The sequence below is a fragment of the Flavivirga aquimarina genome, from assembly GCF_030540835.1.
GTDB classification, from domain to species: Bacteria; Bacteroidota; Bacteroidia; order Flavobacteriales; family Flavobacteriaceae; genus Flavivirga; species Flavivirga aquimarina.
Map to the genome: position 1 here is coordinate 1 of NZ_JAUOEK010000017.1, position 26582 is coordinate 26582.

General features: G+C 30.9%; 19 protein-coding genes, 1 tRNA gene and 1 pseudogene. 6 read left to right on the top strand and 15 right to left on the bottom strand.

What is annotated here, in order from left to right; all coding sequences use genetic code 11:
* Positions 1-138: 138 nt before the first annotated feature.
* The 10 genes from Q4Q35_RS00455 to Q4Q35_RS00500 form a co-directional block, all read right to left on the bottom strand.
* The gene (locus tag Q4Q35_RS00455) at positions 139-1071 is read right to left on the bottom strand and encodes a GTP-binding protein (RefSeq protein ID WP_303275948.1); all 933 of its coding nucleotides are present in this window, start codon (positions 1069-1071) and stop codon (positions 139-141) included.
* Between the two features lie 45 nt (positions 1072-1116).
* Positions 1117-1782, bottom strand: coding sequence for a GTP cyclohydrolase I FolE (gene folE, locus Q4Q35_RS00460; RefSeq protein ID WP_303275949.1), 666 nt, complete (start codon positions 1780-1782; stop codon positions 1117-1119).
* Entirely contained in the window at positions 1772-2176 is a 405-nt protein-coding gene (locus tag Q4Q35_RS00465) for a MerC domain-containing protein (protein WP_303275950.1), read from the bottom strand. The genes folE and Q4Q35_RS00465 overlap by 11 nt, the downstream gene beginning before the upstream one ends.
* Positions 2177-2492: 316 nt before the next feature.
* Positions 2493-4280 carry a YCF48-related protein gene (locus tag Q4Q35_RS00470; RefSeq protein ID WP_303275951.1) on the bottom strand — a complete coding sequence of 596 codons (1788 nt, stop codon included), beginning with the start codon at positions 4278-4280 and terminating at the stop codon, positions 2493-2495.
* Between the two features lie 211 nt (positions 4281-4491).
* The gene (locus Q4Q35_RS00475; protein WP_303275952.1) at positions 4492-5817 is read right to left on the bottom strand and encodes a helix-turn-helix transcriptional regulator; all 1326 of its coding nucleotides are present in this window, start codon (positions 5815-5817) and stop codon (positions 4492-4494) included.
* A gap of 62 nt (positions 5818-5879) precedes the next feature.
* Positions 5880-6995, bottom strand: coding sequence for a metallophosphoesterase (locus Q4Q35_RS00480; RefSeq protein ID WP_303275953.1), 1116 nt, complete (start codon positions 6993-6995; stop codon positions 5880-5882).
* Between the two features lies 1 nt (position 6996).
* Entirely contained in the window at positions 6997-9852 is a 2856-nt protein-coding gene (locus Q4Q35_RS00485) for a TonB-dependent receptor (RefSeq protein ID WP_303275954.1), read from the bottom strand.
* A gap of 171 nt (positions 9853-10023) precedes the next feature.
* Positions 10024-11469, bottom strand: a complete 1446-nt coding sequence (locus tag Q4Q35_RS00490; RefSeq protein ID WP_303275955.1) for a T9SS type A sorting domain-containing protein — start codon at positions 11467-11469, stop codon at positions 10024-10026.
* A 212-nt stretch (positions 11470-11681) separates the two neighbouring features.
* A complete protein-coding gene (locus Q4Q35_RS00495) occupies positions 11682-13196 on the bottom strand; it encodes a fibronectin type III domain-containing protein (RefSeq protein WP_303275956.1) in 1515 nt (504 codons plus the stop codon).
* 1 nt (position 13197) lies between these two features.
* The gene (locus Q4Q35_RS00500; protein WP_303275957.1) at positions 13198-14076 is read right to left on the bottom strand and encodes a hypothetical protein; all 879 of its coding nucleotides are present in this window, start codon (positions 14074-14076) and stop codon (positions 13198-13200) included.
* Between the two features lie 348 nt (positions 14077-14424).
* Here Q4Q35_RS00500 and Q4Q35_RS00505 point away from each other — a divergent pair, with 348 nt between their 5' ends.
* From Q4Q35_RS00505 to Q4Q35_RS00525, 5 genes and pseudogenes are all read left to right on the top strand, one after another.
* Positions 14425-15048, top strand: coding sequence for an SRPBCC family protein (locus Q4Q35_RS00505; protein ID WP_303275958.1), 624 nt, complete (start codon positions 14425-14427; stop codon positions 15046-15048).
* 88 nt (positions 15049-15136) lie between these two features.
* Entirely contained in the window at positions 15137-15517 is a 381-nt protein-coding gene (locus Q4Q35_RS00510) for a VOC family protein (protein WP_303275959.1), read from the top strand.
* 196 nt (positions 15518-15713) lie between these two features.
* A pseudogene (locus tag Q4Q35_RS22450) lies at positions 15714-16059 on the top strand (class I SAM-dependent methyltransferase).
* A gap of 555 nt (positions 16060-16614) precedes the next feature.
* Positions 16615-17172, top strand: a complete 558-nt coding sequence (locus Q4Q35_RS00520; RefSeq protein ID WP_303275961.1) for a hypothetical protein — start codon at positions 16615-16617, stop codon at positions 17170-17172.
* A 500-nt stretch (positions 17173-17672) separates the two neighbouring features.
* Positions 17673-20354, top strand: coding sequence for a COR domain-containing protein (locus tag Q4Q35_RS00525; protein WP_303275962.1), 2682 nt, complete (start codon positions 17673-17675; stop codon positions 20352-20354).
* Positions 20355-20557: 203 nt separating this feature from the next.
* On the opposite strand, the gene Q4Q35_RS00530 is transcribed toward Q4Q35_RS00525, so the two are convergent.
* The 5 genes from Q4Q35_RS00530 to Q4Q35_RS00550 form a co-directional block, all read right to left on the bottom strand.
* On the bottom strand, positions 20558-22243 hold the full coding sequence (locus tag Q4Q35_RS00530) for a hypothetical protein (RefSeq protein ID WP_303275963.1): 1686 nt from the start codon (positions 22241-22243) through the stop codon (positions 20558-20560).
* Between the two features lie 446 nt (positions 22244-22689).
* A tRNA-Met gene (locus Q4Q35_RS00535) sits at positions 22690-22762 on the bottom strand.
* A gap of 120 nt (positions 22763-22882) precedes the next feature.
* A complete protein-coding gene (locus Q4Q35_RS00540; protein ID WP_303275964.1) occupies positions 22883-23065 on the bottom strand; it encodes a CPXCG motif-containing cysteine-rich protein in 183 nt (60 codons plus the stop codon).
* A gap of 71 nt (positions 23066-23136) precedes the next feature.
* Positions 23137-23961 (bottom strand): Two component regulator three Y domain protein, encoded by an 825-nt coding sequence (locus Q4Q35_RS00545; RefSeq protein ID WP_303275965.1) that lies wholly within the window; start codon positions 23959-23961, stop codon positions 23137-23139.
* Between the two features lie 97 nt (positions 23962-24058).
* The gene (locus Q4Q35_RS00550) at positions 24059-25975 is read right to left on the bottom strand and encodes an ABC-F family ATP-binding cassette domain-containing protein (protein ID WP_303275966.1); all 1917 of its coding nucleotides are present in this window, start codon (positions 25973-25975) and stop codon (positions 24059-24061) included.
* Between the two features lie 197 nt (positions 25976-26172).
* Here Q4Q35_RS00550 and Q4Q35_RS00555 point away from each other — a divergent pair, with 197 nt between their 5' ends.
* Positions 26173-26556: a DUF983 domain-containing protein gene (locus tag Q4Q35_RS00555; RefSeq protein WP_303275967.1), complete on the top strand. Its 384-nt coding sequence runs from the start codon at positions 26173-26175 to the stop codon at positions 26554-26556.
* Positions 26557-26582: the final 26 nt, after the last annotated feature.

A 26582-nucleotide genomic window follows, 5' to 3' on the forward strand; every position in this document is an offset into this window, starting at 1 on the left:
CTACGAAGAATTCTGTAATTTTATCTCTAAGCATAAAGGTTGTTTTTTGAGGTTAAACTAAAATTTGACACTTTAATTTACTCAAAATCAGCCTTTTTTGCTAATAAATCTTGCATTAATTCTTATCCAAGATTCACGTTAATTATTAGTTTTTATTGGTAGACGTAAATTTGCTGTCACAAAACTTTCTTTGATAGTTTTTTCTAAAATAGAAGGGTCACTACCTGGGCCAATAGTTAGAAGTTTTGCACCAGTTATTGGTTCTCCATTAAACGGCCTAAGAAATACTTCACCATCGGGATTTCGTTCAAAATAAGTATACTTTTTTTCTTGACCGATTTTAGTACAGCCTTTTACCCGAAGAATACTTTTAGGCAGCATAGCACAAATATTGTAAATACAATTTATATCTGGTAAAGTGGGTAAATCGGTAGAGCATGAAGACCAATGTGCTTTTTGGTGTTCTAGTTTTTTAGCGGTGTTTTTAGATGGTAAGAGTTCAGGAAGCAAGGTAATATCAATAGCATCCATGGTTAATATTTTTGCGAAAGGGTTGCGTTCCTTTAGCTCTTTAACAACTAATAATCGTCTACTCTCTGATATTTTTTTAATATGTGTAAGGACAATTAGTGATGATACCTGAATCTGATTTGATTCCAGTTCGTTGTGCTCTCCGCGTTTTTGCCAGTTTTTAACATCTACAACTGATACTTGTATGGGCGGTAAAAATCTATCATGTAATCCAACACCAAGAAACTCCAAAAGAGAACAGGCATCCGAAGTGCCATTTGCCTCAATTAGGGTAATACCGTTTGTTCGTTGAGGTATTCGATTTACATAATTTCTCAGCTCATTTATCCCACTGCAACAAATACAACTACCAGTAAGAGGTTTAATCCATTTTGGGTCAATCTTATCAGTAAGTTGCGTAGCATCAAGATTTGCATTCTCGTAATCATTTAGAACAATAAAAGGATTCCAACCTTTATCGATATAACTGTTCGTTAAATGTTTTAAAAGCGTAGTTTTCCCTGCTCCTAAAAAACCAACAATTGTAATGATAGCTTCCATATTTTTCTAAAAGTAATTTCAAATCTAACACTTTTAATCTCATTTTTATATTGCTTGTTGTGCAATAACTTTCAGGAATTCATTACGGGTTGCAATCTCTGTAAAACAACCTCCGTATTCTAAAGTTGTAGTAAAGCTACTTTGGTCTTTTATTCCTCTTGATGAAACACAAAGGTGCTTAGCTGTTACCGAAACAATTACATCTTTTGTTTCCAGTACATCTTGCAAATCATTAAGAATTTGAAGAACTAGTCTTTCTTGAACTTGTGGACGACGAGCGTAATAATCGACCAAACGATTAATTTTCGACAATCCAATCACCTTATTTTTAGGAACATATGCTACATGGGCATGTCCTATTATGGGTAAAAAATGATGTTCGCAAGCAGAATCAATTGTGATATTCTGCTCAATAAGCATTTTTTTATAACCGTACTTATTTTCAAATGTTGAAAGTTTTGGTTTATTAATTGGATTTAACCCGTAGAATAACTCTTTTATATACATTTTTGCAACGCGATAAGGCGTACCAGATAGACTGTCGTCTGTTAAATCGAGTCCCATTTCTTGCATTATCTTTTCAAAATGATGTGCTATGCTTTTTATTTTTTCATCATCTGATTTTTCGAATGCATCTGCACGTAAAGGTGTTTTTATGCTTGATGAAAAATGATTATCTCCAGTTATTTCAATGTGTTCTTTATTTTTCATTTGTACAACATGTATCTGTACCGCATTTACAGTATTTTTTATTATAAAGATGTAGTATAATTAAAACAAATGCAGGAATATAAATAATAGCTTCAGCTAATGGAAACCATTTTAATTTTTCATTCACAACTACTATTAATAATGAAATCCAACTTAACCACATTAAAGGTTTAATCCAATTAATAGAAGTTGTTTGAGTAGACCAATAAATTGCAAAAAAAGAGATAACTAAGAAAATATAATCAATAGATTGCCACCATATGGGCGTTGCTTCGCAGCAAGTTGTTGAACAGGTTTGAGCTATAAAAAGAAATGGAGTAGCAACGCAATGGATAAGACATAATGAACTTGCGAGAGTTCCAAAAGTATCAGGTTTTTGTTTTATCAGTATCATTTAAATTTTATTAATACAACTTAGTTGCAAATATAATTTATAATACACACTAATGCAACTTAGTTGCATTTTTAAGCACCAAATCCCATATTACCTATATACATTATGATTAAGACAATTTTCACTTGAAAAAACTAAGAAGAAATAAAGCGAAATACTATACCTATGTGATACCCATTACGTAAAAAAGGATTTCAATTTCTTGAAACCCTTTTCTTTATTAGTAGAACATATGGGAAAAATGTCGAACCAAATAATTTATATAATTAGAGAAATCTGGTTCAATACGAACCTTAGATTATTTAAATTTCTTGAATTATCTAAGTATAGTTGCTAAATCACTAACAGCTATAACTTTTGTACCATCTGGTGAAGCTCCTACGCCATCAAAGTTTTCGTCAGTAAAAGATGATACTGAAGCAGTAAAAGATACTCCACCATCAACACTTCTAACTATTCCGCCATCATCTCCTACAGCTATTATTAATTGATCGTTAACGATGACTAAATCATTTAAATCATCAGAATAAGTACCAGAAATTGCCACAGGATTCCAAGTAGCTCCTCCATCTGTAGTGTTGTATATTTCTAGATCTTCTCCAGCTAACCAACCATTCATAGCATCTGAAAACGTAATTCTCTTTAAATCAGTTCCGGCAGTTTGCAACTCAGTTATTGTTTGGTCGATCCAGGTGTTCCCACCATCAGTTGTACTTATAATTGTACCAAGTTCTCCAACAGCCCATCCTTTATTTTCATCCATAAAATAAATATTATCAAAATCTACAGAGTTATAAAGACCAGCAGCTTGTAGAGACCAACTAGCACCTCCATCAGTCGTTTTTAAGATAATTCCATTATCTCCAGAAGCCCAACCTGTATTGGCATCGACAAATGAAAAAGCTCCTATAGCTACTCCATTGGCTATGCCTCCCACGTCTACCCAACTGTTCCAAGAACTTCCGCCATCGGTTGTTGAATGAATTGTTCCATCGCTTTGTGCTAGCCACCCTGTCATTTCATTAATCCAAAAAGAATCGTATAAATTTTCAGTTAATGGTGTCGTTATTGAGGTCCAAGTTGCACCAGCATCGGTAGATTTTATTAAAATTCCATCTTCTCCAGTGATATATACAACCGAATTATCTACCCAAAATACTCTAGTAAAGTCTGCCGAGGTATCTACGCCAGGTATTGTAAGCAATTCTGTAAAACCAAATAAGATGGTAAAATCTGGACCAACTGCGGTTTCTCCATCAATAGTCACACTTATAGGTCCAGTTGTAGCACCATCTGGCACAATAACTGTTAGCGCATTTGATGTAGCGGCAGTAACAGTTGCATTTGTACCGTTAAAAGACACTTCGTTTTCTGAAGTAATTTCACTAAAATTTGTTCCAAAAATGGTGATCTCTGCACCTACGCTTTCTGCTGGTGGATTATATGATGTCACGGTTACTGAAACAATATCTGTTACTTCAAAGTCTATAGTAGTTTCTTGGTTTATACTTGCAACAGTTAATGTTACTGTTAAGGGGCCAACTGAAAGACTTTCTGGTACAATAACTTCTATTTCAGTTGATGAAGCAGATACAATTGTTGCGGCTTCTGTACCAAATAAAACGGTATTATCATCTATTGTATCTCCAAAATCTACACCAGAGAGTGTTACGGTATCTCCTCTGTTAGCAGCAGGTGGGTTTATAGATGTTATAGTTAAATTTGGGACGTCTATATTTAATATATTACTTGTTCCTGTTTTTCCTCCAGCTGTTACAGTAACAGGACCGGATATTGCATTAATAGGAACAATAACTGTTAGCACATTAGTTTGTGCTTCTAACACTTTTGCAACAGCATCAATAGTATATGACGTTCCATTTAATGCACTTGAAAAATTTACTTCATTTTCAGATATATTTTGCTTAAAATTACCTCCTATCAAATTAATTGTATCTCCTAGAGTAATTGCATCGGGAGCAAAATCTAATATAACAGGTATTGGGACAAAATCATTATTGTCGTCTGTACAAGAAAACAGAATTGAAGCAAAAAAGAATACGCCTATTGCTATAAATCCTAATTGTATTTTATTACTTTTCATATTGTATTGATATTTTAGTGAGTCAATTACAAATGTCGAACTAAATGCAGATAACAAGGTTGCCATGTAGGTTATATAACTCCTATCAGTTTTTATTTTAGTACTATTAAGCTACTCGTCTTATAAAATTATGTAAAAAAACAGGTTTAGATAAAGAATTTTATTTTAAAACTTATAAGAAATGCCTTTTATGTATCGGTACATTAGCGGCTTAATAGTTTAGTAAATAGCTTTTTAAATCTTCAGATTCGTCAAGCTGCATTTTCTTTTTTATCCTATACCTTGAAGCTTGTACAGATTTTGGACTCACATGAAGGTACTTTGCTATTTCTTTAGTTGAAAGATGCAGTTTTATCAAACTACAATGTCTTAGTTCGCTTTGTGCTAATGAAGGGTATTCTTTGTTTAAGCGATCAAAAAAACCTGAGTGCACTAAATTAAAATGTCTTTGTAATTCTAACCACTCATCTTCTTGATTTAAATTCTGATCGATCATTTTGTTTAAGGTTTTTAAACCAGATACCACATTTTTATTATCAAGGGTTTCATTCTTTTTTATGATCGCGTTTAAATCTTCGTGTATGAGTTCTAATTGTTGTTTACTTTGAATATTAGTTAAAGACAGGTTTAATAATTCTTTCTCCTTAAGCATGACTGATTCTTTTAAATCTCGGATATTGTCTTTAGCTTTAATTTTATCTTTAATTAATAGTATTATAAATATAGCTCCAATTAGTAACACTACTATGGCAATAATAAGTATGATATCTATTATAGTTTTTCTTGTTTTTAAGCTATTTAGTTCTTTATCCTGTTTTTCAATCTCAATTTTATAATTGAGGTCTTTTATTTCATTTTTAAGTTCTATATTTTGGTTGTCTTGATTGGATAAAAACGCTTTTAAATAACTTATATCATTGGTTCCAGATAATTCTAAATCAAAAACACAATCTGAAGTCCTTCCTTTTATTTGATGAATTTCTACTGCAATAATATTTATGCCATTTAAGAAATTATTTGGAAATAAAACTTTATTATGAAATTCATGCTCACTACTTCCTTCTACCCTTTCTGCTGCTTTTGTTGTATTCTCTATTTTATTAATATTAGGCATGTTAGTTCGCCACACTTCTTTACCATTTAGGTATACAATAGCGCCATCATCTCTTCTTATATTTAGATTATAAGCATAAAAATCTGATGCCCTTTCTATGAAAAATGTTTTATGATAATAAGACGTAAGCGTTTTATTTACAGAGTCTTTCCCAAAGCCTATAATGGTACCTAAATCGTCCATACTATAGCCTAACGGTGCTTTACCTGTTTTCCAGTCGGATACTGGAAGAAATTGTTGTTCAATCCAATCTTTATTATCTAAATAATTTTCATCGTGATAACTCCACTCATCTCCTTTACTTATGATATTTTGTTTAATATCTTTTTGTTCTTGAGCATATAATTGGCTTGTATGGCATAGGATTAAATAGAGCGTAAAGAAAGTTAGGCTAAATATTAATTTAAAGAGAGAATTAATCATTTAGAATGACATTGAGTTAGGAACTAAAGATAAAAATAATTAAAGAACCCTTATGATCATTATTAAAATAATTTTTCATGATTGTTATTTTCATCAACAATATAAAAAATATCATTCTCCTTCAATAAGACCTTTACTACACCATCTCTAGAGTTTCTAGGATGTTTTAAATCAATAGCAATAATTCTATTTTTAAAGAACGTTTTAATTTTATTTTGTACCGTATGACCTACCACAATGGTTTCTGAATTAAAGTGCTCAAGAATCTTTGAGATTCCTTTATTTCCTATATCATTTTTAAAATACCCTCGGTACCATAATGGGCCTCTTTTGGTATCAAATACTAATGAAGATTCTTGTATTTCTTTTCTATTAGGGTTGCCATAATATTTTTTCGCAATACCATTAATATCATCCAAAGTGTATTTTTTGTTTATAATATCTATACTTATACCTGCATGAACATACAGAGTTGATCCTATTTTCACAACTGTGTTTTTAGTTCTTAACCATTGTCCTAATTCTGTATTGTTCCCAAACATTTCTTTATAAGGCAATTTCAATTTTTTAGAAAGGTCTAGATACTTATCCTTAACGTATTTTGTGCTACCTCTTAAATTCATATTTTCATGATTTCCCATGACGAAGTGCACTTTCCCTCCATTTAACTCAGCTTGACGTTCTAATTCATAAATAAGCCATAAGCACTGTGTTACATTGTTACCTCTGTCAAAAATATCACCAACAAATACCAAATGACCTTCTCCAAAAATCCATTCGTAGTTGTTGTTCATTATTTTAGCACCAATCAATATTTTTTTAAAAGCATAAAAATTACCTTCTATATCTGATATGGCAACAAGTTTTTTAGGCTCTGGATATATCGATTTTTGCTTTACAAATTGTGTTTGTGTTTGTACTTTAAAAGCGTCATTTTTATTAGATGAAAAAGGTACGACTGTAAAAGATAGCACTTCATTTTTTTTTAGATTTTGAACTTGTCTAAACTGAATATCAAAATCTTTATTGAGGGTGTCCTTAGGAACAACATTAACAATGTTTATTGTATTAATGCTATCGTTCTTATAAAACAAATACGGACCATCGGTAGTTTGTGCTATGGCCATCGAACTCGCAAAAAACAAGACTATGAAGCTATTTAGTATTTTCTTTTTCATTTTAAAATTTGTAATTAAACCCAAGTACATATTGAGCGCCATAATATTCTTCTCTTTGCAAAATTTGTCTTTCCCCAACATATTCGCGTAAGGCTTGATTGGTTAGGTTTTTCGCTTCTAAAAAAATATTTAAATTGGAGTTTATACTGTAACTGGCATTAAGGTCTAAAAACGACTTTTCATCCTCATATTCATCTTGGATCGCAATAATACCATAGCTATCAATAAATTCTGAGGTTGAGTTGTATGAAGCTGTTACTTCAACCTTTTTAGCCTTGTAACTTAAAGACACATTATAAGTAAAATCTGCCGTATCTGCTAAATTTCTCTTTTCATTGCCTCTTAAATTTGTACTTACTGTATTACTTAAACTTGTCGTGAAGTTTGATAATTCGGAATCTAACAGGGTAATATTACCATAAAAGTTTAAATTTCTAAAATGCCAAGGCAGGAAATCCAAGCCTCTTTGAAAAACCAATTCTACACCTGTTATTCTACCTGTGCCAAGGTTTTGGAATTGTCTAATATCAAGCACTCTACCATCTACGAGTGTTTCAAATGAACTAACTGACCCAATAAAATTGTTAAGTTCTTTATGAAAAACACCTACTGATACAAGCCCAGCTTTTCTCAAATAAAGCTCTAAACTAAAATCGAAATTATCGGAAATACGAGGTTTTAAATCGGGGTTTCCTAATCTTAAAACAGTATTATCGGTAATATCGTCTGCATCTCCACCAGTAAACCCGACTCTTGGTAAAAGTCTTGTGTAAGTAGGTCTATTTAGTGTTTTTGCATAGGCTAAACGTGCAATTAAATTGGATTTTATTTTATATTTAAAATCTATACTTGGTAACAGATTATCATACTCTATATTGACGTTGTTTGGGGTAATAACATCTTCTACTTCATTATAGACATAAGCGTTGTAATCTCCTTGTGTAAGTTCCCAACGAACCCCTCCTCTTACAGAGAAATTTTCAGAAAATTCATATTTACCCTGAATATATGCAGCAGAACGTTTTTCTACAACATCGTAACTGTTATTAAAATTATACTCAAAATCTTCTGTTGTTGTAAACAATAATGGGTTATTAATATCTAAGCTTCCTACAAACTCTCTACTTGGAGAATCAAATCCTTCATAGCTATTTAACTCACTACTATTCGTATGATAGTTTTCTTTCTCTATATCTTCAAAATCATTTATATCTCCAGTTATAGGGGCAATATCAAAATTTCTGTTATCTTCTGAATGTCCATTTCTTCTATATCTAGCACCTGTTTTTAAATACCCGTTTTTAAATGGGATTTTAAGTGTTACACTTCCTTTGAAGGCATCATCATCAAGGTTCTGAAATGTCTCAGAAATACTTCCTAAAACAGCACTTTCATTAAAATTTTCAATATCTGAAGTGACTCTTGGTCGATTAGGGTTTCGTGCATCGATGAATAAAGTTGATTCTCCTTCTATTACACGATAATCTATAGACCGCCTTGTTCTTCTTTTTTTGGCCTTAGAATAAGATAAACTCCAATCTGCTTCAACAGATCCAATAACATGTTCTCCATAAAGTTTGTTATTAAAAACATTTTTTCTGTCTAAACGATAATTATTGGGTTTGCCTTCACTGGTTCCTCCTCTTGTATCTGTTCGAACAAGTCCTTCTGAAATGGCTATACCGTCTGGAGTAAATTCTTGAGGAAAATCAATACTAGTATACCTTGTTCGGTACCTGTTTTCAAAATCATCTCTAAAAGACAGAGACGTTTTTAAACCAATTAATGAGTTTTTAGAAAACTCATAGTCTAAGCCTAAATTTAAGTTTTTTCTATCTCTTCTTACCCAATACCGTCTTACTTCTAATTCATTTAGAAATCTTGTATCATCATTAGGATTATCAATTTCTCCTGTATCTGCAAAATCCCAATCTATTTCTATATTATTAGATTGGAATGATCTACTATCTGACGACCCATTAAAAGCGACTCCTAAACGTTCATTAAGGAACTTTTTTGAGATACCAATAGCTGTATTGTAGTTTATTTTATCCCAAGTGGGTGTGATACTGTAATTTGATCTCAAACTAAATTTAAGATCTTTACTATATGCTGCTCTGGTTATTAAATTAACAACTCCGCCTGTTGCCTCTCCATCTAAATCTGCAGAAGCACTCTTAGTAACTTCAATATTTTGAATAACATCGGCTGGGATTAAATCAACTTCAACAGATCGAGAATTGAAAGAAGTAGCTGAAATTCTATCGCCATTTACCAATACTGTTGTCGACTCAGAACCTAACCCACGAACACTAACACTTCTGGCTTCTCCTTGGTCTGTTTGTATCGAAATACCTGAAACTCTTTTTAATGCGTCACCAATATTAGAATCGGGAAATTTACTTGCTTGTTCCAATGAAATAACGTTTACAATGTTATCAGAGTTTTTTTGAATATTTAATGATCTTACTTGTCCTTTTGATCTTGCATTTACAATAACATCGTCTAAACTTTCAACATCAGGTTGTAATGGTATTTTACCAATATCTGTTGTTGTTTTTTCGATTACAGTAATGGATATACTTTTTTCTTTATATCCTAAATATTTTATAATTAAACTTTGATTTCCTACTGGAATATTAGTGACAATAAATTTTCCGTCAAAATCACTTGTTGCTCCTACAAACCCACTATTTATCTTAGTATAAATTTCTGCTCCTGGAAGTGGAATACCAGATTCGTCAACAACAACCCCCGATAGGTTACCATTTCCTCTTTGTTGAGCACTTGTTGTTAAAGCAAATAACAAGGCGAAAAAAATAAAAACTAGTGTTTTTAACGTATTATTAAACATCATGTATTAGGTTTTATAATATTAAAATATTCAGCGTAAATATAAATTTATGTGGTTTAATTTCATGGTTTTATGATGATAATCCTGCCTTCATAATTGATTTATATTTTAATTATCTAACTTACTTTAGAAACATGTTTACATGTATCGCTACTTATATAATTAGCAAGTTTTTTACTTTACTATTTTCTTTTTTAAGGTTTTGTTATCTTGAACTACTATTAAAGTATATAATCCTGATTGGATGTTTGAGATATCGATAACATTGTTTAATGGTAATATTGTTTTATAAACTTCTCTCCCAGATATATCATATAATGTTATATCTGTATTCCCTTTATCCTGAGGTTTTATATTTAATAAGCCACCTTTTACTGGATTGGGATAAATTGAAACCCCAGTTAATGTATTTTCATTTGTACTAAGTGTCGTGCCAGATACGACTTTTATGTTATCTAATTGATAATCTTCGCTAGTACTATCGTTACTTGCTACTAGTCTTAAAATAAAATTAGTACTTGTTAATCCTGATAATGTTTGAACAAATTCTTGATCTTCATTAGTGCCAAATCCATCTATTGTAGAGCCGCTATACGTATGTCCATTACCATCATCTTGAGCTAAAGTAAATGTAGTACCACCATCTAAAGAATAGAATATGTCAATAAAATCTTCAGACTCATAAGTGGTTTCTCTAAAATTAATATCTAAACCAAAAGTAATATCAGATTCTCCAGTAATATTAATAGCATCTAAATCAAAATTTACAGGTTGATTATCGCCAAGATCATTAAAATGTAATACTTTATTGCCACTCTCATCTCCTACTCTAACAAAATCTCCAGAATTTTCTAATTGTTCAGCATCACCAAGAGTTAATGTCCAAGGTACGGTAGGATAGTCTCCAGAATTACTACTCAGATTAGACCCTGAGCCTATGGCTCCTGATGGATCTGTAAAACCAGAAAAATCTTGAGTATATAAATTGACTCCTCCTCTAGACACAGTAATGTCGTCTAATATAAACTCTTCATCTCCGCTATCGTTAAAAGCTCTAATTTCAAGAATCAAAGACGTTGCGGCAACGGGATCAATAACTTCAGAAAAAGTAAAATTAAAACTTGCTCCTTCAGCAGGAGTTGTAGTAAGAATAAACGTGCTAACTGCATCTCCATTCCCCATGTGATTAGGTACTAAAACAAAATTATCGCCACCATCTAATGAATAATAGACATCAAGATAATCATCGGTTTCCCATTCAGAAGTTGCAGATCTCATATTAAAATCTACTGTTCCAATATTAATGGTTACATTTCCTGTTTGCGAAGAAATATCTACAGCATCAAAGGTAATAACTCCTTCTCCTTCCAAATCTCTTAACTCTAACTGGTCATTTGAAATAACTATATAATCACTTGAACTGTCACTAAAATCTAGATCTTCACTATCAATAGTAAAGGAGGTACTAGCTGGATAATCTCCAACGTTCACTGCATCTATACCTTGTATTCCTGTCTGGTCTGCATAACTTTCAAAATCTTCTTCGAATAGAACTGTCTGAGCGTTAATTACTGTTATTGAAGTAATTAAAATTAACGTAAATAGTAGTTTTTGTTTCATAATGAGATGTCTTTAGTAATGATTAAATAATTATGATGTAAAATTAAATTAACATATACTTTCTTGACATAATTCGTATACCATATAGATACTACTAGCTTTGCATAATGTTATATAAAACTCCTTTTTTAGAGATTCTTTCAGTAAAGACGCTGAAATAATTCATCTAAAAGTGAAAAAACATCTACGCGTTATCATAGATATGAAACTGATTATAATTTAATTATTTTCTTCGTCACGAGTCTTTGTTTCTTTTTGTTAGAGGTAAGTCTCAAGAAATAAATACCATTGCTTTCGATATTTGGTCGAATTACTTTTCTTTGATTCTTATTCAAGAAAACTTCTTTATAAAGATTAGCTCCCTTAATATCGAATATCTCGATTGTTAAATATTCCTTTGAAAATGAATGTATCATAATCTCTAATGTGTCGTTAAATGGGTTGGAGGATATTATGACTTCTGCTAGAGTAGTAACATCTTCTACACCCAAGATAGATGTGTGGATAATCTTAACAACATCACCTTCAGAAGGGTTCCAAATATCTAGATTATCTGGCAATGTAAATGGATTGCTATCGGAAACCTCATCTACCTCAGAAGCATTGGGTGTCACAACAATCGTTCTAAGTTCAATCTCATTACTATCTATAAAGATGAGTTTAAACTGATTAAAGGATCCTGAATTTCTAGTCCAAGACTTATCATCATTATTAACTCTTAATGGGGCTCCCCAACATCCTTCACCTGCATAAACAGTACCATCTAAATCATTACGAATAAAACCTTCATCGTTACCTGCAGCCGAGGAAGGCTCTACAGGCCACGTTGTTTTTACTGTATGAGAATCACAATCCACCACCAAACGCACACCTTTATCATAAAATAATTGTGCCCAAGCATTATATTCGGTATTGCCTTCTGATTTACCTGAGGTATGGGGACGCATAGGTTTATGGTACTGAGCCATTTTCCAACGAGTATTAGGATTTGCTTCTAGATCATTTTGAAGCCAAGTTAACTGATCTCCTGATACAGAAACTTCTGTGTTTAATGTATAGGCTCTAATTAAATTATCTCCAAAAGTTATCGCATAATAACTGTCTTGAGAAGGTGTATCAAATAAATTATAGATGACATTTGAGCTATCTTCATGATTCCCTCTAGCTGCAATTACAGGAAACATTCTACCATTATCTGCAGTTGTATATTGCCAATCGTCCATCCATAATTGCCATTGAGAATTGGTATCATCTCTGGTCATATCGCCTCCAAATAAAACGGCGTGGGGTTTCAATTTAGAGACTAATGTATTGGCGTCTATTCTTGGGGCTCTATTGTTTCTAGAATCTCCACCTGCAATGAAAGATAATCTACTAAGATCATTAGATGCCGTTTTAAACCAAAACCGCTCGCTAGTGCCTTCGCTATCATGTATTACAAAATAATAGTTTGTATTTGGTATTAACCCTGTCAATCTAACAAATCGATTGTCCATACCTCTATAAATAATACTTCTATCTTCAGTACGGCTATATGGATACATGGTGTAATCGGTTCCAAAATCGATTAAACCATAATGTACTGTTGGTAATGTGCCAGAAATTTGGTTAAATCCTATAGTTATCGTGGTAGCTGGGTCATCATTAATTATAAGCCTATATTTATCATTGTTTCCATATGCAATCACTTGCGAAATAATAACTATAAATAATAACAACTTTTTCATATTATAAAAAATTAAGCTTTAGATTTCTTCTCTCTTTTTGAGCTTGTTTTTTCTGAATTACTAAAATTAATAATGGTATAATTCCGTGTGAAAGTCTATAACAAACCAAATACACCGTTTGATGAAAGGACGCAGCTATGAATTGTGGATTATAAGCAGCTACAAACCTTGCCAGCGCAGTTAACGTGCCCCATATAACTGCGTAAATGAGGGCGTATTTGGACACCTTAGGAATAAAAATTAAAATAGCCACTAAAAAATCTAACGTTCCTGCTATTTTCATAATTAGTACAGCTCTATTTTCGGTAATACCAAAACTATTAATAGTCATATCTATGAAATGACCCGGTATCTCATAATAACCAATAGCGTAAAGGCCATGTGCAATAAATGTAAGACTGACCAATAGTTTTAATACGATCATAAAAAATTGAAATGACATATTAGGTCTTGTAACATATAAAAGCAAAAAAGGCACTCCTATTTGAATAGATAATTCAAAAAATTGCGCCACTTGATATGAGTTTTCTTTCATCGTTAAGAAGGCTAGAAAGCCTAATGATATACCTCCCAACAGAATAGGGAATTTCAAAAATTTTCTATTGGATTCTTTAATAAAGACACTCGCTAATGCTCCTAGAAATAAAACAATGCCATTTATCATAATACTAAAAGATATCCATTTATCAACTTTTATGCTTGTTGCATACTCATTCCAAGAGCTATTAAAAAAAGTATCAACAATAGGTTGTAATAAACTCTCATCCCACAGAAGACTTCTAAACGGTGCTCCAAAAAAGAGATATTGATACCCTCTCCCCACAAAAACAACAACTGCTGCAAGTTTTAGATAAAAAATAATATGGATTTGTTTAAGCACTAGTCTATGGTATTTGAAAGATTTAGGTTTTTTACAATATTAATATTATGAATTAGTGTTTACGCAAAAACCCGGTAGATATAATGACTCAGATTTTTTATCTAACTACTATAAAAACACTATAATGTTATTTATAACTATGTTTTATTATAATTCTTTTACAAAACGTGATGATTGTTCATCTTAGTAATAAGCAATTTAGGCTAGATAGAATTTTAAAATCAACTATTACTTCTCAACAAGATTTCAGTCTATTAAAAGATATTAATGAATTACCCCAACCTAGTTGACATAGGGCTGTCACTCCCTCTATTTATTTTTGTTTCAAGTTAACTTAAAAGATATAAAATGAAACAATTATTAATGGTACCTGCAATCTTATTAATGATGAGTTGTAATGGTCAAAACAAAGTAAAAATGAATGAAAAAAAAACAATCCAAACAGAAAAAGAAACAACATCAATTTACCCAAAAGCAAGTGATTTTGTAAAGAGCCCATTGAGAAATAGAATAAGACTGGAGCTAGATGCCACAGTTAATGAAGTTTGGGCATTAGTTGGGAAATTAGAACGTATGCCAGAATATAGTTCAGGTCTTAAAAAACTGGATGCCGACTACGATGCCGATAATAAATGTACAAACTATACTTGTCATTTTTTCCCAATGGAAGAAGGAGGAGAAGTAACTACTCATAGTGAAACTGTTAAATGGTATGAACCAAACAAAGGTCTTGTCTCTTTAGCCGAAGAGCCAAATATATTAGGTTTACAGCAATCATTAGGTATTATCACCTTAGAAGATAAAGGAGAACAAACCATTTTACAATGGGATACTTATTTCACCTCCGAAAACGATGAAATGATTAAGATGAATATAATGGGTTTTGAACAGGCTCTAAATATTGACATTGCTCAAAATTTAATAAAAAAATTCGGAGGCAAGGTATTAGAAAGTTACATTAATAAACCATAATTTAGTCTTTACTATACCCCAAAATTAAACAACCCCATTTGAAATTCAAATGGGGTTTCAAACGAATGTACCACAGAAAAGAAACATCATGATTAAACGAATAGAGCATATCAATATTACCGTATCAAACCTTGAGAAAAGTTATGATTTTTACCATCAATTATTTGGATTTAAAAAAACGTGGGAAGGAACAGCATTTGCTGAAGTTGGTCAGGTAAGATGTTGTCACTTAGGAATTGGAGAAATATATTTGTCATTTTTTGAAGCAGAAGAAAAAGGAAACTACCAACCCAACTATGGTATAAATGGCATAAATCATTTTGCATTTGAAGTTGAAAGTCTAATTCCTTTTAGAGAAAAGCTTAAGGAGTTAAATGTAAATATTCATATCGATGAAAATTATGAGCCTGGAGAAAGAATCTACTTCTATGACCCAAATGGAGTTGAAATAGAACTAGTAGAATACTAAAAACACTCACAAAAGAACATGAACAAAAATTATAATTGGAACGCTGAGGACTATGAAACTAATTCTGCTAATCAAAAAGAATGGGGAAAGAAATAATCATCTATAAACCTCAATGGAGATGAACGGGTATTAGATATTTGGTTGTGGAGATGGTGCACTTACAAAGGGAATAGCTAAAAATATAGATAAAGGTCATGTGCTAGGAATAGATAGATCCATAGACATGATAAAACTTGCAGAGAAAAAAACATCCTCATTCGACAAATCACAATTTAAAGTTCAAATGCATCGATGCCCGATTTATAAAATTAGAAGAAAAGTTTGATTTGATCTTTTCAAATGAAGCGCTTCATTGGATTAAAAATCATGGCACATTTGTAAAAAACATTATACCTTTATTAACTAACAAGGGTACCATTGTATTTAGAATGGTAGGTCGTGGAGCTACAGAAGATTTGATAAACGTACTTGATGAAGTTAAATCAAGACCACAATTCAGTAAATACTTCACCTCATTTGAATTTATGAAGAATTTTGAATAACGGATAACTAATAATCACACCATTTCTTTTTTTAATTTACTCAATAAATTGTATATAGTACATAGCAAAACAAATAGATATAGAAATAAAAGAGAGTGAGTCTGAACTAAAATCACTACTAAATAATCAGAGCCAACTTCTGCAACATCAGAGACCCAAAGCCTTGTTACTAATCAAACAAGGTAAAACATCACAGAAAAGATGAACAGGCTGTAGAGGCCTTTAAAAAAACTGCCTCGTCTGTTCAGTAATATTAGAGACAGTCTAAATAAAGATAATTACGATAGTGTTAATCTTTACTTTCAAGATGAAACGCGTTTTGGATTGATGACCTAACAAAAGCGAGTTTTAGTATCTAAAGGCATTAAACCTATAGGGCAATATCTATCGCAGCTAATTCTTTATTCTCTAAAATGTTTTTTGAGTATTTTTAAATCAGAAATGGTATAATTCCTTTTAAAAAAGAAACCTTTTTATAATAATTCTTAAAAAAGATAAAAAGAGTAATTTTCAAATTAATTTTGTTACCTTTTCTGTCAAAATACAATTAAAGTTATGGCCTACAAATTATTTGATATAAATGGAAATGTTATTGAACAACATGATTTACAAGATAAGGGTGTATGGTGTCAAACTGGAGCATCAAAAGAAAAAGTTTTTGTGGATAAGTTTGGGAAAAGTTTAAACCTAATAATAAATCCGGAAAAGGAGAATAATCCTTATGCTCCTGATTTACTAAACACTTCAACGAACCTACTAGCAGACTTAAAAACCCAGAACACACCTTTTTTTCAAGCGCAGACACGTTTTAATTATGACCCACAATATACTGTTGTTTTTAACGGAAAAGATAGACATAGATACAAAGAAAAATATCCAGATATTGAAATATATTTCGCTGTTGATTGGCAAGCAATCAAGTTTGAGAATGGAAAGATAATAGAAGTTAAACCAATGACTGGCGTATGGTTTATTCCATTTCAAAAATTGGACAAACTATTAGAGAGTTCTCCTTTTCATTCTTATGGGCAGCGAAAATTCGATCAAAGGGGAAATGCAAAAGGAAGTTATGTCTTAAACTTGTTAAATAATAATTTTATAAGGCTATTATAAATATTTGTGTAGACAAAACTGTATTATATGTATTTCGATGATTTAGAGAATGAAATAGATAAATTAGTAACAGGGCTAAAAGAAAGTGGCGCTATTGAAGGTGAGCAAATTTACTTGATGTCAAATTTTATAATCAAAATGTTGCACATATGTTGTACAGAGAAATAAAAAAAGGCTCCTGATTTCTCAAAAGCCTTGATTTTTCTAGTAGCGGGAACTGGACTCGAACCAGTGACCTTCGGGTTATGAGTCTAAAAGAACTTGTTTTACCGTTCTGAAAACCAGTTTATTAAAAAATGTTGCGTACGCAAACACCAACAAATAAGCACAAATAGATACGTAAAAACTGTACGTAAGTGTTACGTACAGTTATAGTTTTACAAGCTTCATGAATATTTTTCATATTTATTTAAAAGCATTGGATAAACGCATTAAAAATAGATTTATATTTAAGTACATTAAAAATCAAATTAGTTTTCGACTATTAGACCTATTCCAAAGTGAGTAAAAATATAGATACAGCAATTAAACGAATTCAGAATGCAAAAGAAAAGAACTTAAGATATCTAGATTTAAGTGGCTTGCATCTAAGTCAAATTCCAATTGATATATCGGATATGATTTATTTGTTCGATATTAATTTAAGTTTCAATAATTTTAGCGAATTCCCAAAAGATTTATTAAAACTAACTAATATTCAAATACTAAATATTAGCTACAATTATCTTACAGAAATAGATCTAGAATATGGTGCTTATTATTCTTATAAAGAAATTAATATATCTAACAACATCTTAAACTATATTCCAAGTATAATTGATTTCTTAGATGAAGATACCGAAATAATTTATCATAACAATCCATTTCTGGAAGGTCTTCCTCCTGAAATAAGTTGGGAAAAAAATTTATCATACGTCAAATTTTACATTGACTCAATAAAAGAACGAGGGAATGTAAAAAAATTATTTGAAGCCAAGCTCCTAATCGTTGGAAAAGGTGATGTTGGAAAGACAACTTTGATGAAGTTATTAAAAAATCCAGAATATGAAGTTGAGATTGGTCAAGAAACAACAACTCACGGTATTAATATCAATACAATAGAAAAAGATATTTATTTCCCTGCCCGAGATCCTTTTTACAATAAGAATGAAGATTTTGATAATATCTATGTAAGAGATTTTGAATACGATTATGAGAATCAAGAAGAAGAGAGAATATTCGAAAATAATGTAATTTATGAACCTCTATCTAATCATTATGAAAACTTTGATGATGAATTTAAAGTTGAACTAAGAATATCAGATGAACCTTCTAGAATAGATGATAATTTTTTTATTCGTAAAGAACTAAAAATTAACGTTTGGGATTTTGGAGGGCAAGAAATCATGTATTCCACTCATCAATTTTTTTTAACCAAAAGGTCTCTATACTTATTTATATGGGAACCTAGAGCGGACAATGAGGAAGAAAGCTTTGATTATTGGCTAAACATAATACAAAGAGTCAGTAATGATAGTCCGGTAATTATTGTTATGAATAAATCTGATATTAGAGTTAAGAATATTGATGAGACAAGTTATAGAGATAAATTTAAAAATATTATTGACTTTTACAAGGTTTCTTGTATTACTAAAGAAGGTATTCATAATTTAATCAAAAAAATACAAAAAAATATCTCTGAACTTCCTCATATTGGAGATGGACTTCCATCATCTTGGGATGATATCAGGTCTAAATTAAAAAATTTAAAAAAAGATTACATCACATATGATTGTTTTAAAGAAATATGTAAAGTAGAGGATAATTCATTGGTCAATTTTCTAAGCGGATATTTAAATGATATTGGCGACATAATTCATTTAAGACGTGATTTTCGTTTAAATAATATTGTCATAATTAACCCACATTGGTTAACAAAAGCAATTTACCAACTAATTCACACCTTAGAAGTTCAAAAAAATGATGGGTTATTTAACGCAGATGATTTATTAATATATTTGGATGGTAAAAAATATCCTAGAGGCAAGCATCACGAAATTCTTTTATTTATGGAAAACTTTGATATTTGCTTTAAAGTAATTGGTTCCAAAAATTCTTATGTGATACCTGCATTACTTTCTCCAAATATTGAAGGTAACAACTTCTTAAATGAATTTAAAACACCGGAATCTTTGAAATTTCAGATAAATTATGATTTTATGCCTTCAGGTATTATAGAGAGGATTATTTGTAAATTAAACAACTATATAGAGTCCAACAATTTTTGGAAATATGGTGTTGTTTTTAAAACTGAATATAGTAAAGCCTTAATTCACTCTAACAGAATTGAAAAAAGAATTTATTTATATGTTACTGGACAGATTAGGGCTAACTTATTTAATATAATTCTTCATGAACTAAATCAAATACATAAAGATTTAAAATTAAAAAAAGAGGATTTAAGAGAAATGTTAGCTTGTAATTGCAATTTATGTTATTCAAGCTTATCTCCTTATACATTTGATAAAAAAACATTATATAAGTTTTTAGATTTGGGAAAATCTTATATCGATTGTCAAGTGAGTGCAGAAAGAGTCGAAATAAAAGAAATATTAAGCGGATACAAATCAAAACAGACTAAGAGGCTATTAATACGGGATTTTATTGATGCATTTTCACAATTACAAACAAGACATATAACCCTCCAAAAGATGAACGAAGATGAACGGAACACTTATTTAAATACTTTACTTAAGCCTTATCTTATAAAACGTGGTTTTATTTCACAAGAACAATCAAGGAGAGGTAAATCTGAAACCGGTAAAGGTATTGGAGAACTAGATATTTTAATCGAAGAAATAGAAGGCACTCCCATTACCATATTTGAAGGGTTTAATTTGAACTCTCTCGCAACTTCTATTATCAAAAAACATTTAAAAAAAGCAATACTAAATTATGATCCCAATGGTTTAAAAGAAAAATATATTGGAATCTACTGTGAGGCTAAAAATTTTAATAATCTAGCCGATAAATACTTTAAATATATAAAGGAATTTGATATGCCGGGAATCACAATAATTGATTCTGAAGATTTGTCTAAAGTTTATGTTAAAGCACCTGAGATTAAAGTTTTCAGAACCTCTTATAATAGAAACAAAGAAAAGCTAGTTCTTTATCATATTTTGGTGAATTTGGAGTTATAAAAAGTTTGGGAGTTATACCTAAACAATCCTTGCAAAAATTTTGACTCAGCCTTCTATTCCATAAAGTAATTCTCTCTTCTTTCAAACCAATTTAGAGATTTCAGGGCATTCCTTAAACATGCAGGTTCTTAGTTTCAAAATAGAATAGATATACTAATCTTAAAAAGTGTATTTATCTTCTCAATACATATAATGTTGAAGTATTACTCGGGAAAAACGTCTCTGAACTTATCTACAAGTAAATTTAATGGAAATTTATACTTGTTAAGCCGGTTACTCATAGGCGATAATCTATTGTAAAAGGATTTATTAGCTTGACGCATACCCTCTTGAATATTTGGATTATTAATATTGGCAACCTTTTTCATAGACTTATGATGCGTATCAATGATATCTTTAAAATAACGATCTTTATTTTTCAGATAAGGCAACCAATAAATTAAAGTATCCATATCAATAAAGGTTAAGTCTCTAATAAGACCAGGATTATATTGTTCTCCTAATTTTTCCTTTACTAATTTTATGTACCATTGATTTAAAATATAGTTCATTCCCATTATTTCAAAAACCCTATCACTTACAAGTAATATTGGATAGATGGTAAGGTTCTTTTTGTTATTCGCATATTCATCAAAAGGAAATTGATTTTTTACGATTTGTTCTATAGACTTCACCAATTGACCAATCCCTACTGCACGACTACCATCTTTAAGAAACTTCTTTTTTAATAACTTTTTGATTTCATCTATATCGTCTGAACTTTTTATACCCGCAGCAACAAGAATATCTTTATTTTCAAAAAGATAAATCCTATTATTATGACGCGTATAATAATCAGGTTCATTATCTTTTGTTGCAGCTTCTTGTCGTTTTACCATGTATTTCCAATGAAAAACATCATCTAAAACTCGTTTCATAAGAAACTCTTCGGAAAACTTTGTGTTATAAAAACTAAAGAAAGAGCCATCTTTTTTCGGTAAGTTATGGTGACTGTTATAAGCATCTTTCAAAATAAATCTTACACTCTTGAAGAACTTATCTACTACATAGAAATAGTCTATAATCGAAAATGTATTATCATTAATTTTATAGACAGGATAATTCTTCAAATTTGTATAATCCTCTGATTCTTCTATCTCAGCAGATGCAAGTGTGTTTAAAAATCTAATGTGTTTTTGCTTGTCAAGAACCAGCTTATAACTATTGTTATGTTTCAATTTCAATAACGTCCCAAATAATAATTTCACTTGTTCATTTAACGTTTCTAGGTTTTCTTCATCAAAATATGCACAAACAGCTTCGCCTAAATATATATATTCTTCATTTGATTGTAGGAATTCGATTAAATGCTCGAACTTTACAATCGTAGTATATAATACCTTCCCAAATTCTAAATCTATATTAGAATAAACCCCAATATCAGCAGAAGAAAATGACATTGTGATTAAAATGTCAGCCATTTTATTAATGTTATCTTCTGCATCACCAAAGTTTTGCTTTTCATTCACTTCCTTGTTGACAATAAGAAATGCTTTAAAAAGATTAAGCTCATCAGCATCTTTATCATCATTTACATTATCGTTTAAAATAGCTTCTCGATTAGCTAGAATAATTTCCGCAAGTTTTAAACTTGTCTCTCTAGACACGACTTCTGGTGGTTCAGGAATCTGATTTTCTTTACCATATTTTGTGACTCTCTGTATAATATCCCATTGAACATCTCGATTACTAAAAAAATTATCAAAATTGGGCTGTGGTCTAGTATTGCTAAAACCAATAATGTTAAGCAAAGAAAACTGTGATACCCTTTTTAAATAGTCAAGAATATCTTTTTGATCCTCATCTCCAAAGACATTTTCAAATTCTAATCGTTGTACTGTTTTTATCATATCGCCTTTTTAATAGTGCTTTTCTTTATAGTCTTAACTGTCTCAAAAATGGTGACCAAATCTTCCATTTGAGGTTCAAATTCATGGATCTGATTACTCTTAGAGTATTTGAAAAATATTCTCCCTTAAAACTATTTAAAATTAATCTAATCTCAAGATAAATTTGTTCAAAATTTATATTCAGCTCTCTCGGGTAATCTAACCCGAAGGACTCAATTTCCACATAACAAAATCATTCACGAGATGTGACATATAAACACCTATATATTAAATGTTTACATAAAATTCACAAACAACGAAGAATAATCCTATTTGTAGAGAAAAATCTCTATTATCGGATTTTTTTAATAAAAACTGTACGTAAGTCTAAAAAATGAAGATTTTTCAAGAAGAAAAAACGTTCATAAACAAAAATAACCCCTTCAAAATGAAGAGGTTATTGGTTGTAGCGGGAACTGGACTCGAACCAGTGACCTTCGGGTTATGAGCCCGACGAGCTACCTACTGCTCTATCCCGCGGTATAATATTAAAATAATTTACTTAGCTTTTAACTTTCGGTTCATAATGCCGACCAAATTATTTCGGACTGCAAATATACAATCCTTTTTATGTTTCTACAAGAATAAAATTAGAAAATGTTATTGTTCGATGCTAGTTGCCTGAAAATCTACTAACTCTGAATTAAAAAATTGAACGGATACTTGAATTGGGTTACAACACACCTCACAATCTTCAATATAAGATTGTTTAGAAATAGAATTATCAATCAACATAGAAATGGTTTCCCAGCAATGTGGACAAGTAAAAAAATGTTCTAGCATAAATAATTAAACTAAAAAAAGCCAACATTATTTTGTTGGCTTTTTAAAACTAATAATTTTCAAAAATTTAATTATTCTTTTTCAATGTCCATAGTCGCTGTAGCACTTTGCATTTCCATATGCACTAAGCTAGGTGGGTTTTTACCAGAAACACTAATATATTCCTGATTTAAATTGTTATCACTAACCATCATAGTATTTAACTTAGTTAAGTTCATGAGCTCCATTGGCAAATCGCCAGTAAATTGATTTGTAGATAATAGCAATTCTTCTAAGTTTTTTAGCTGTGCAATTTCCTCCGGAATCTCACCATCCATTTTATTATCCATAAAACTTAACTTCTCTAATTTTGATAGTGCGTAAATCTCACTTGGAATGTTACCAGTTAAAAAGTTACTTCCCAATAAAAGTTCTTTTAGATTAGTTAAACTCATTAGTGATTCAGGAATATTACCTGTAAATTTATTACTATAAAGCTTCAAAGCTTCAAGTTTTTTTAATTCTCCTAATTCTGAAGGAATATCACCTTCAAAACTATTCATGAATAATTCTAAAGATGTTAACTCTTTTAAATTCTTTATTGTTAAAGGTAATTTCCCTGTTAATTTATTAAAGCCTAAATTTATTTTTTTCAAATGTTTTAAGCTCCCTATTTCTTGTGGTAACTCACCTTGCAGATTATTAAATGGTAAGTTAATTTCTATGACTTTGCTATCTTCTATTTTAATACCATACCACGTATCTACTGTGGTGTCTAAATCCCATTTAGCATTCCACTCAGTTCCTTTAGTATTATTATATAATGCAATTAATGCTTCTTTTTCTGTTGGGGAAATATTAGCAAACGAATAGATAGTTACAAAAAAACATACTACTAAAAATTTTAAAGTTTTCATGTTTTGCATAGATTTGGGATTAACTTACTACGAAAATAGAAAATATATCGACGAAAAACTATTTTATTCGACTAAATGCATTAAATTTTAACAAATATTAATCTGTAAACTGTTCAATTTCCAACTGAATCTCTTCCCATTTATCCATAAAATCTTTCAATTCGGTTTTCTTTTTTTGATAATCATCAAAAAAATCTGATTTTGAAGTCACAGCTTCATAATTAATTTCGAGCTCTAAATCTATTGCTTTTATATCGCGCTCTAATTGATTGATTTGAGCTTCAACATGACTTAATTTATTATTTAAAGACTTTAACTTTTTCTGATCTTTGTAAGATTGATGCTTCTTCTCTTTTGGTATCACAACATCCTTTACGACCGTTCTTTTTTCTACATCACGTAGACTTTCAACTTTACGCTGTTCTAAATAATAATCTATATCACCTAAGTATTCTTTTATTTTATGGTCTTTAAACTCATATACTAGATTGGTTAACCCTTGAAGAAAATCTCTATCGTGAGACACCAAAATTAAAGTGCCTTCAAATTGTTTTAAAGCCTCTTTTAATACATTTTTAGATTTTATATCTAAATGATTTGTAGGCTCATCCATTATTAAAACATTAAACGGTTGTAGCATTAGTTTTGCTAATGCTAAACGGTTTCGTTCTCCTCCGGATAGAACACGTACATATTTCTCGACCTCGTCACCACGAAATAAAAAGGATCCTAAAATATCTCGTACTTTACTTCTATTTGTTTCGTTTGCTGCATCAATCATAGTATCTAAAACAGTTTTATTTCCATTTAAATACTCTGCTTGATTTTGAGCAAAATAGCCTATCTGTACATTATGCCCCAGTTTTAAATGACCTTCATGCTTAATCTCTCCAACTATAATCTTAGCTAGCGTTGATTTTCCTTGTCCGTTTTGTCCAACAAAAGCCGTTTTACTATCACGCTCTATAAGCAAACTAATATTTTTTAAAACTTGATTATCACCATAGTTTTTTGAAATATTTTCAGTTTCTACTACCACTTTACCTGGCGTTATAGATACGGGAAAGTTTAGTGTCATTGCACTATTGTCATCCTCGTCAACTTCAATTCTATCAATTTTATCAAGCTTTTTAATAAGCGATTGTGCCATGGTCGCTTTTGATGCTTTGGCACGAAACTTCTCTATGAGCTTCTCTGTTTGTTCAATCTGTTTTTGTTGGTTTTTTTGAGACGCTAATTGTTGCTCTCTTAACTCTTTACGTAGCACTAAATATTTTGTATAGGGCTTCGGGTAATCATAAATTCTACCTAAGGAAATCTCAATCGTCCTATTAGTAACATTATCTAAAAACATTTTATCATGCGATACAATAGCTACTGCCCCTTGATAATTTTTTAAAAACCCTTCTAACCAAATAATAGACTCAATATCTAAATGGTTTGTAGGCTCATCTAATAACAGGATATCATTATTTTGAAGCAATAATTTAGCCAGTTCTATTCGCATACGCCATCCTCCAGAAAAGGTATCGGTTAGCTTATTAAAATCTGGGCGTTTAAACCCTAATCCCTGAAGAATTTTTTCGGTATCGCCCTGATAATTATAACCGCCTAAAATGTCATATTGATGCTGAAACTCATTAATATCAACCATCAATTGATTATAGCCTTCACTTTCGTAATCGGTACGCTCTGCCAATTGTGTATTAATGTGCTCCATTTTAGCTTCCAACTCTTTAATCTCTGTAAAAGCTTCGTAAGCTTCTTCTAGCACTGTTCGTCCAAAAACAAAATCGATATCTTGTTTTAAAAACCCAATTTTAAGTTCTTTATCTGCGGCAATTTGCCCGGTATCGGGTTCCATTTCTTTTGATAAAATTTTAAGCATCGTGGATTTACCTGCTCCATTTTTCCCAATAAGGCCTATTCTATCTCCATTACCCAGTTTAAATGTAATGTCTTCAAACAGGTATTCTCCTTGAAATGAAATCGATAAATTATGAATGTTCATCATAGAAATGTAACTTATATTACAGCACTTTAATTATTAAAGGCTTATTTTTGTTCTATATTTTCACTATCACTTCGATACCTCGACCACTCTTGGTATAGTATACTTAGTGTAACACGCGAAAAACAATTTTAATAAAATTCTCGGTTTATAATCGAGACGTTATTTTCTATTGCGCTTGCAAAAATACATTAAATTATATGTTTAAAAAAGGAACAAAATTATATAGTATTTTAACAGGTACCTGCCCAAAGTGCCATGAAGAACCTATGTTTAAAAACAAAAACCCTTATATACTTTCCCAGGCTTTAAGTATGCATGAACATTGTAGCAATTGTAAAACAAAATATAAGATAGAGCCTTCCTTTTTTTATGGCTCTATGTATGTAAGCTACCCCGTTGGTATAGCATTTGCAACAGCTGCTTTTGTTATTTCATTTTTTGTTTTTAAAGCAAGTATCCATGTTATATTTATATCAATTATTGCTACTTTAATTGTGTGTATGCCTATTATTTTAAGGCTTTCCAGAAATATTTGGATTAACTTTTTTATAAGCTACGATAAGTCGTTTGCTAAAAAATAGTTTTTGCGTTATCACAAGGGTCGGGC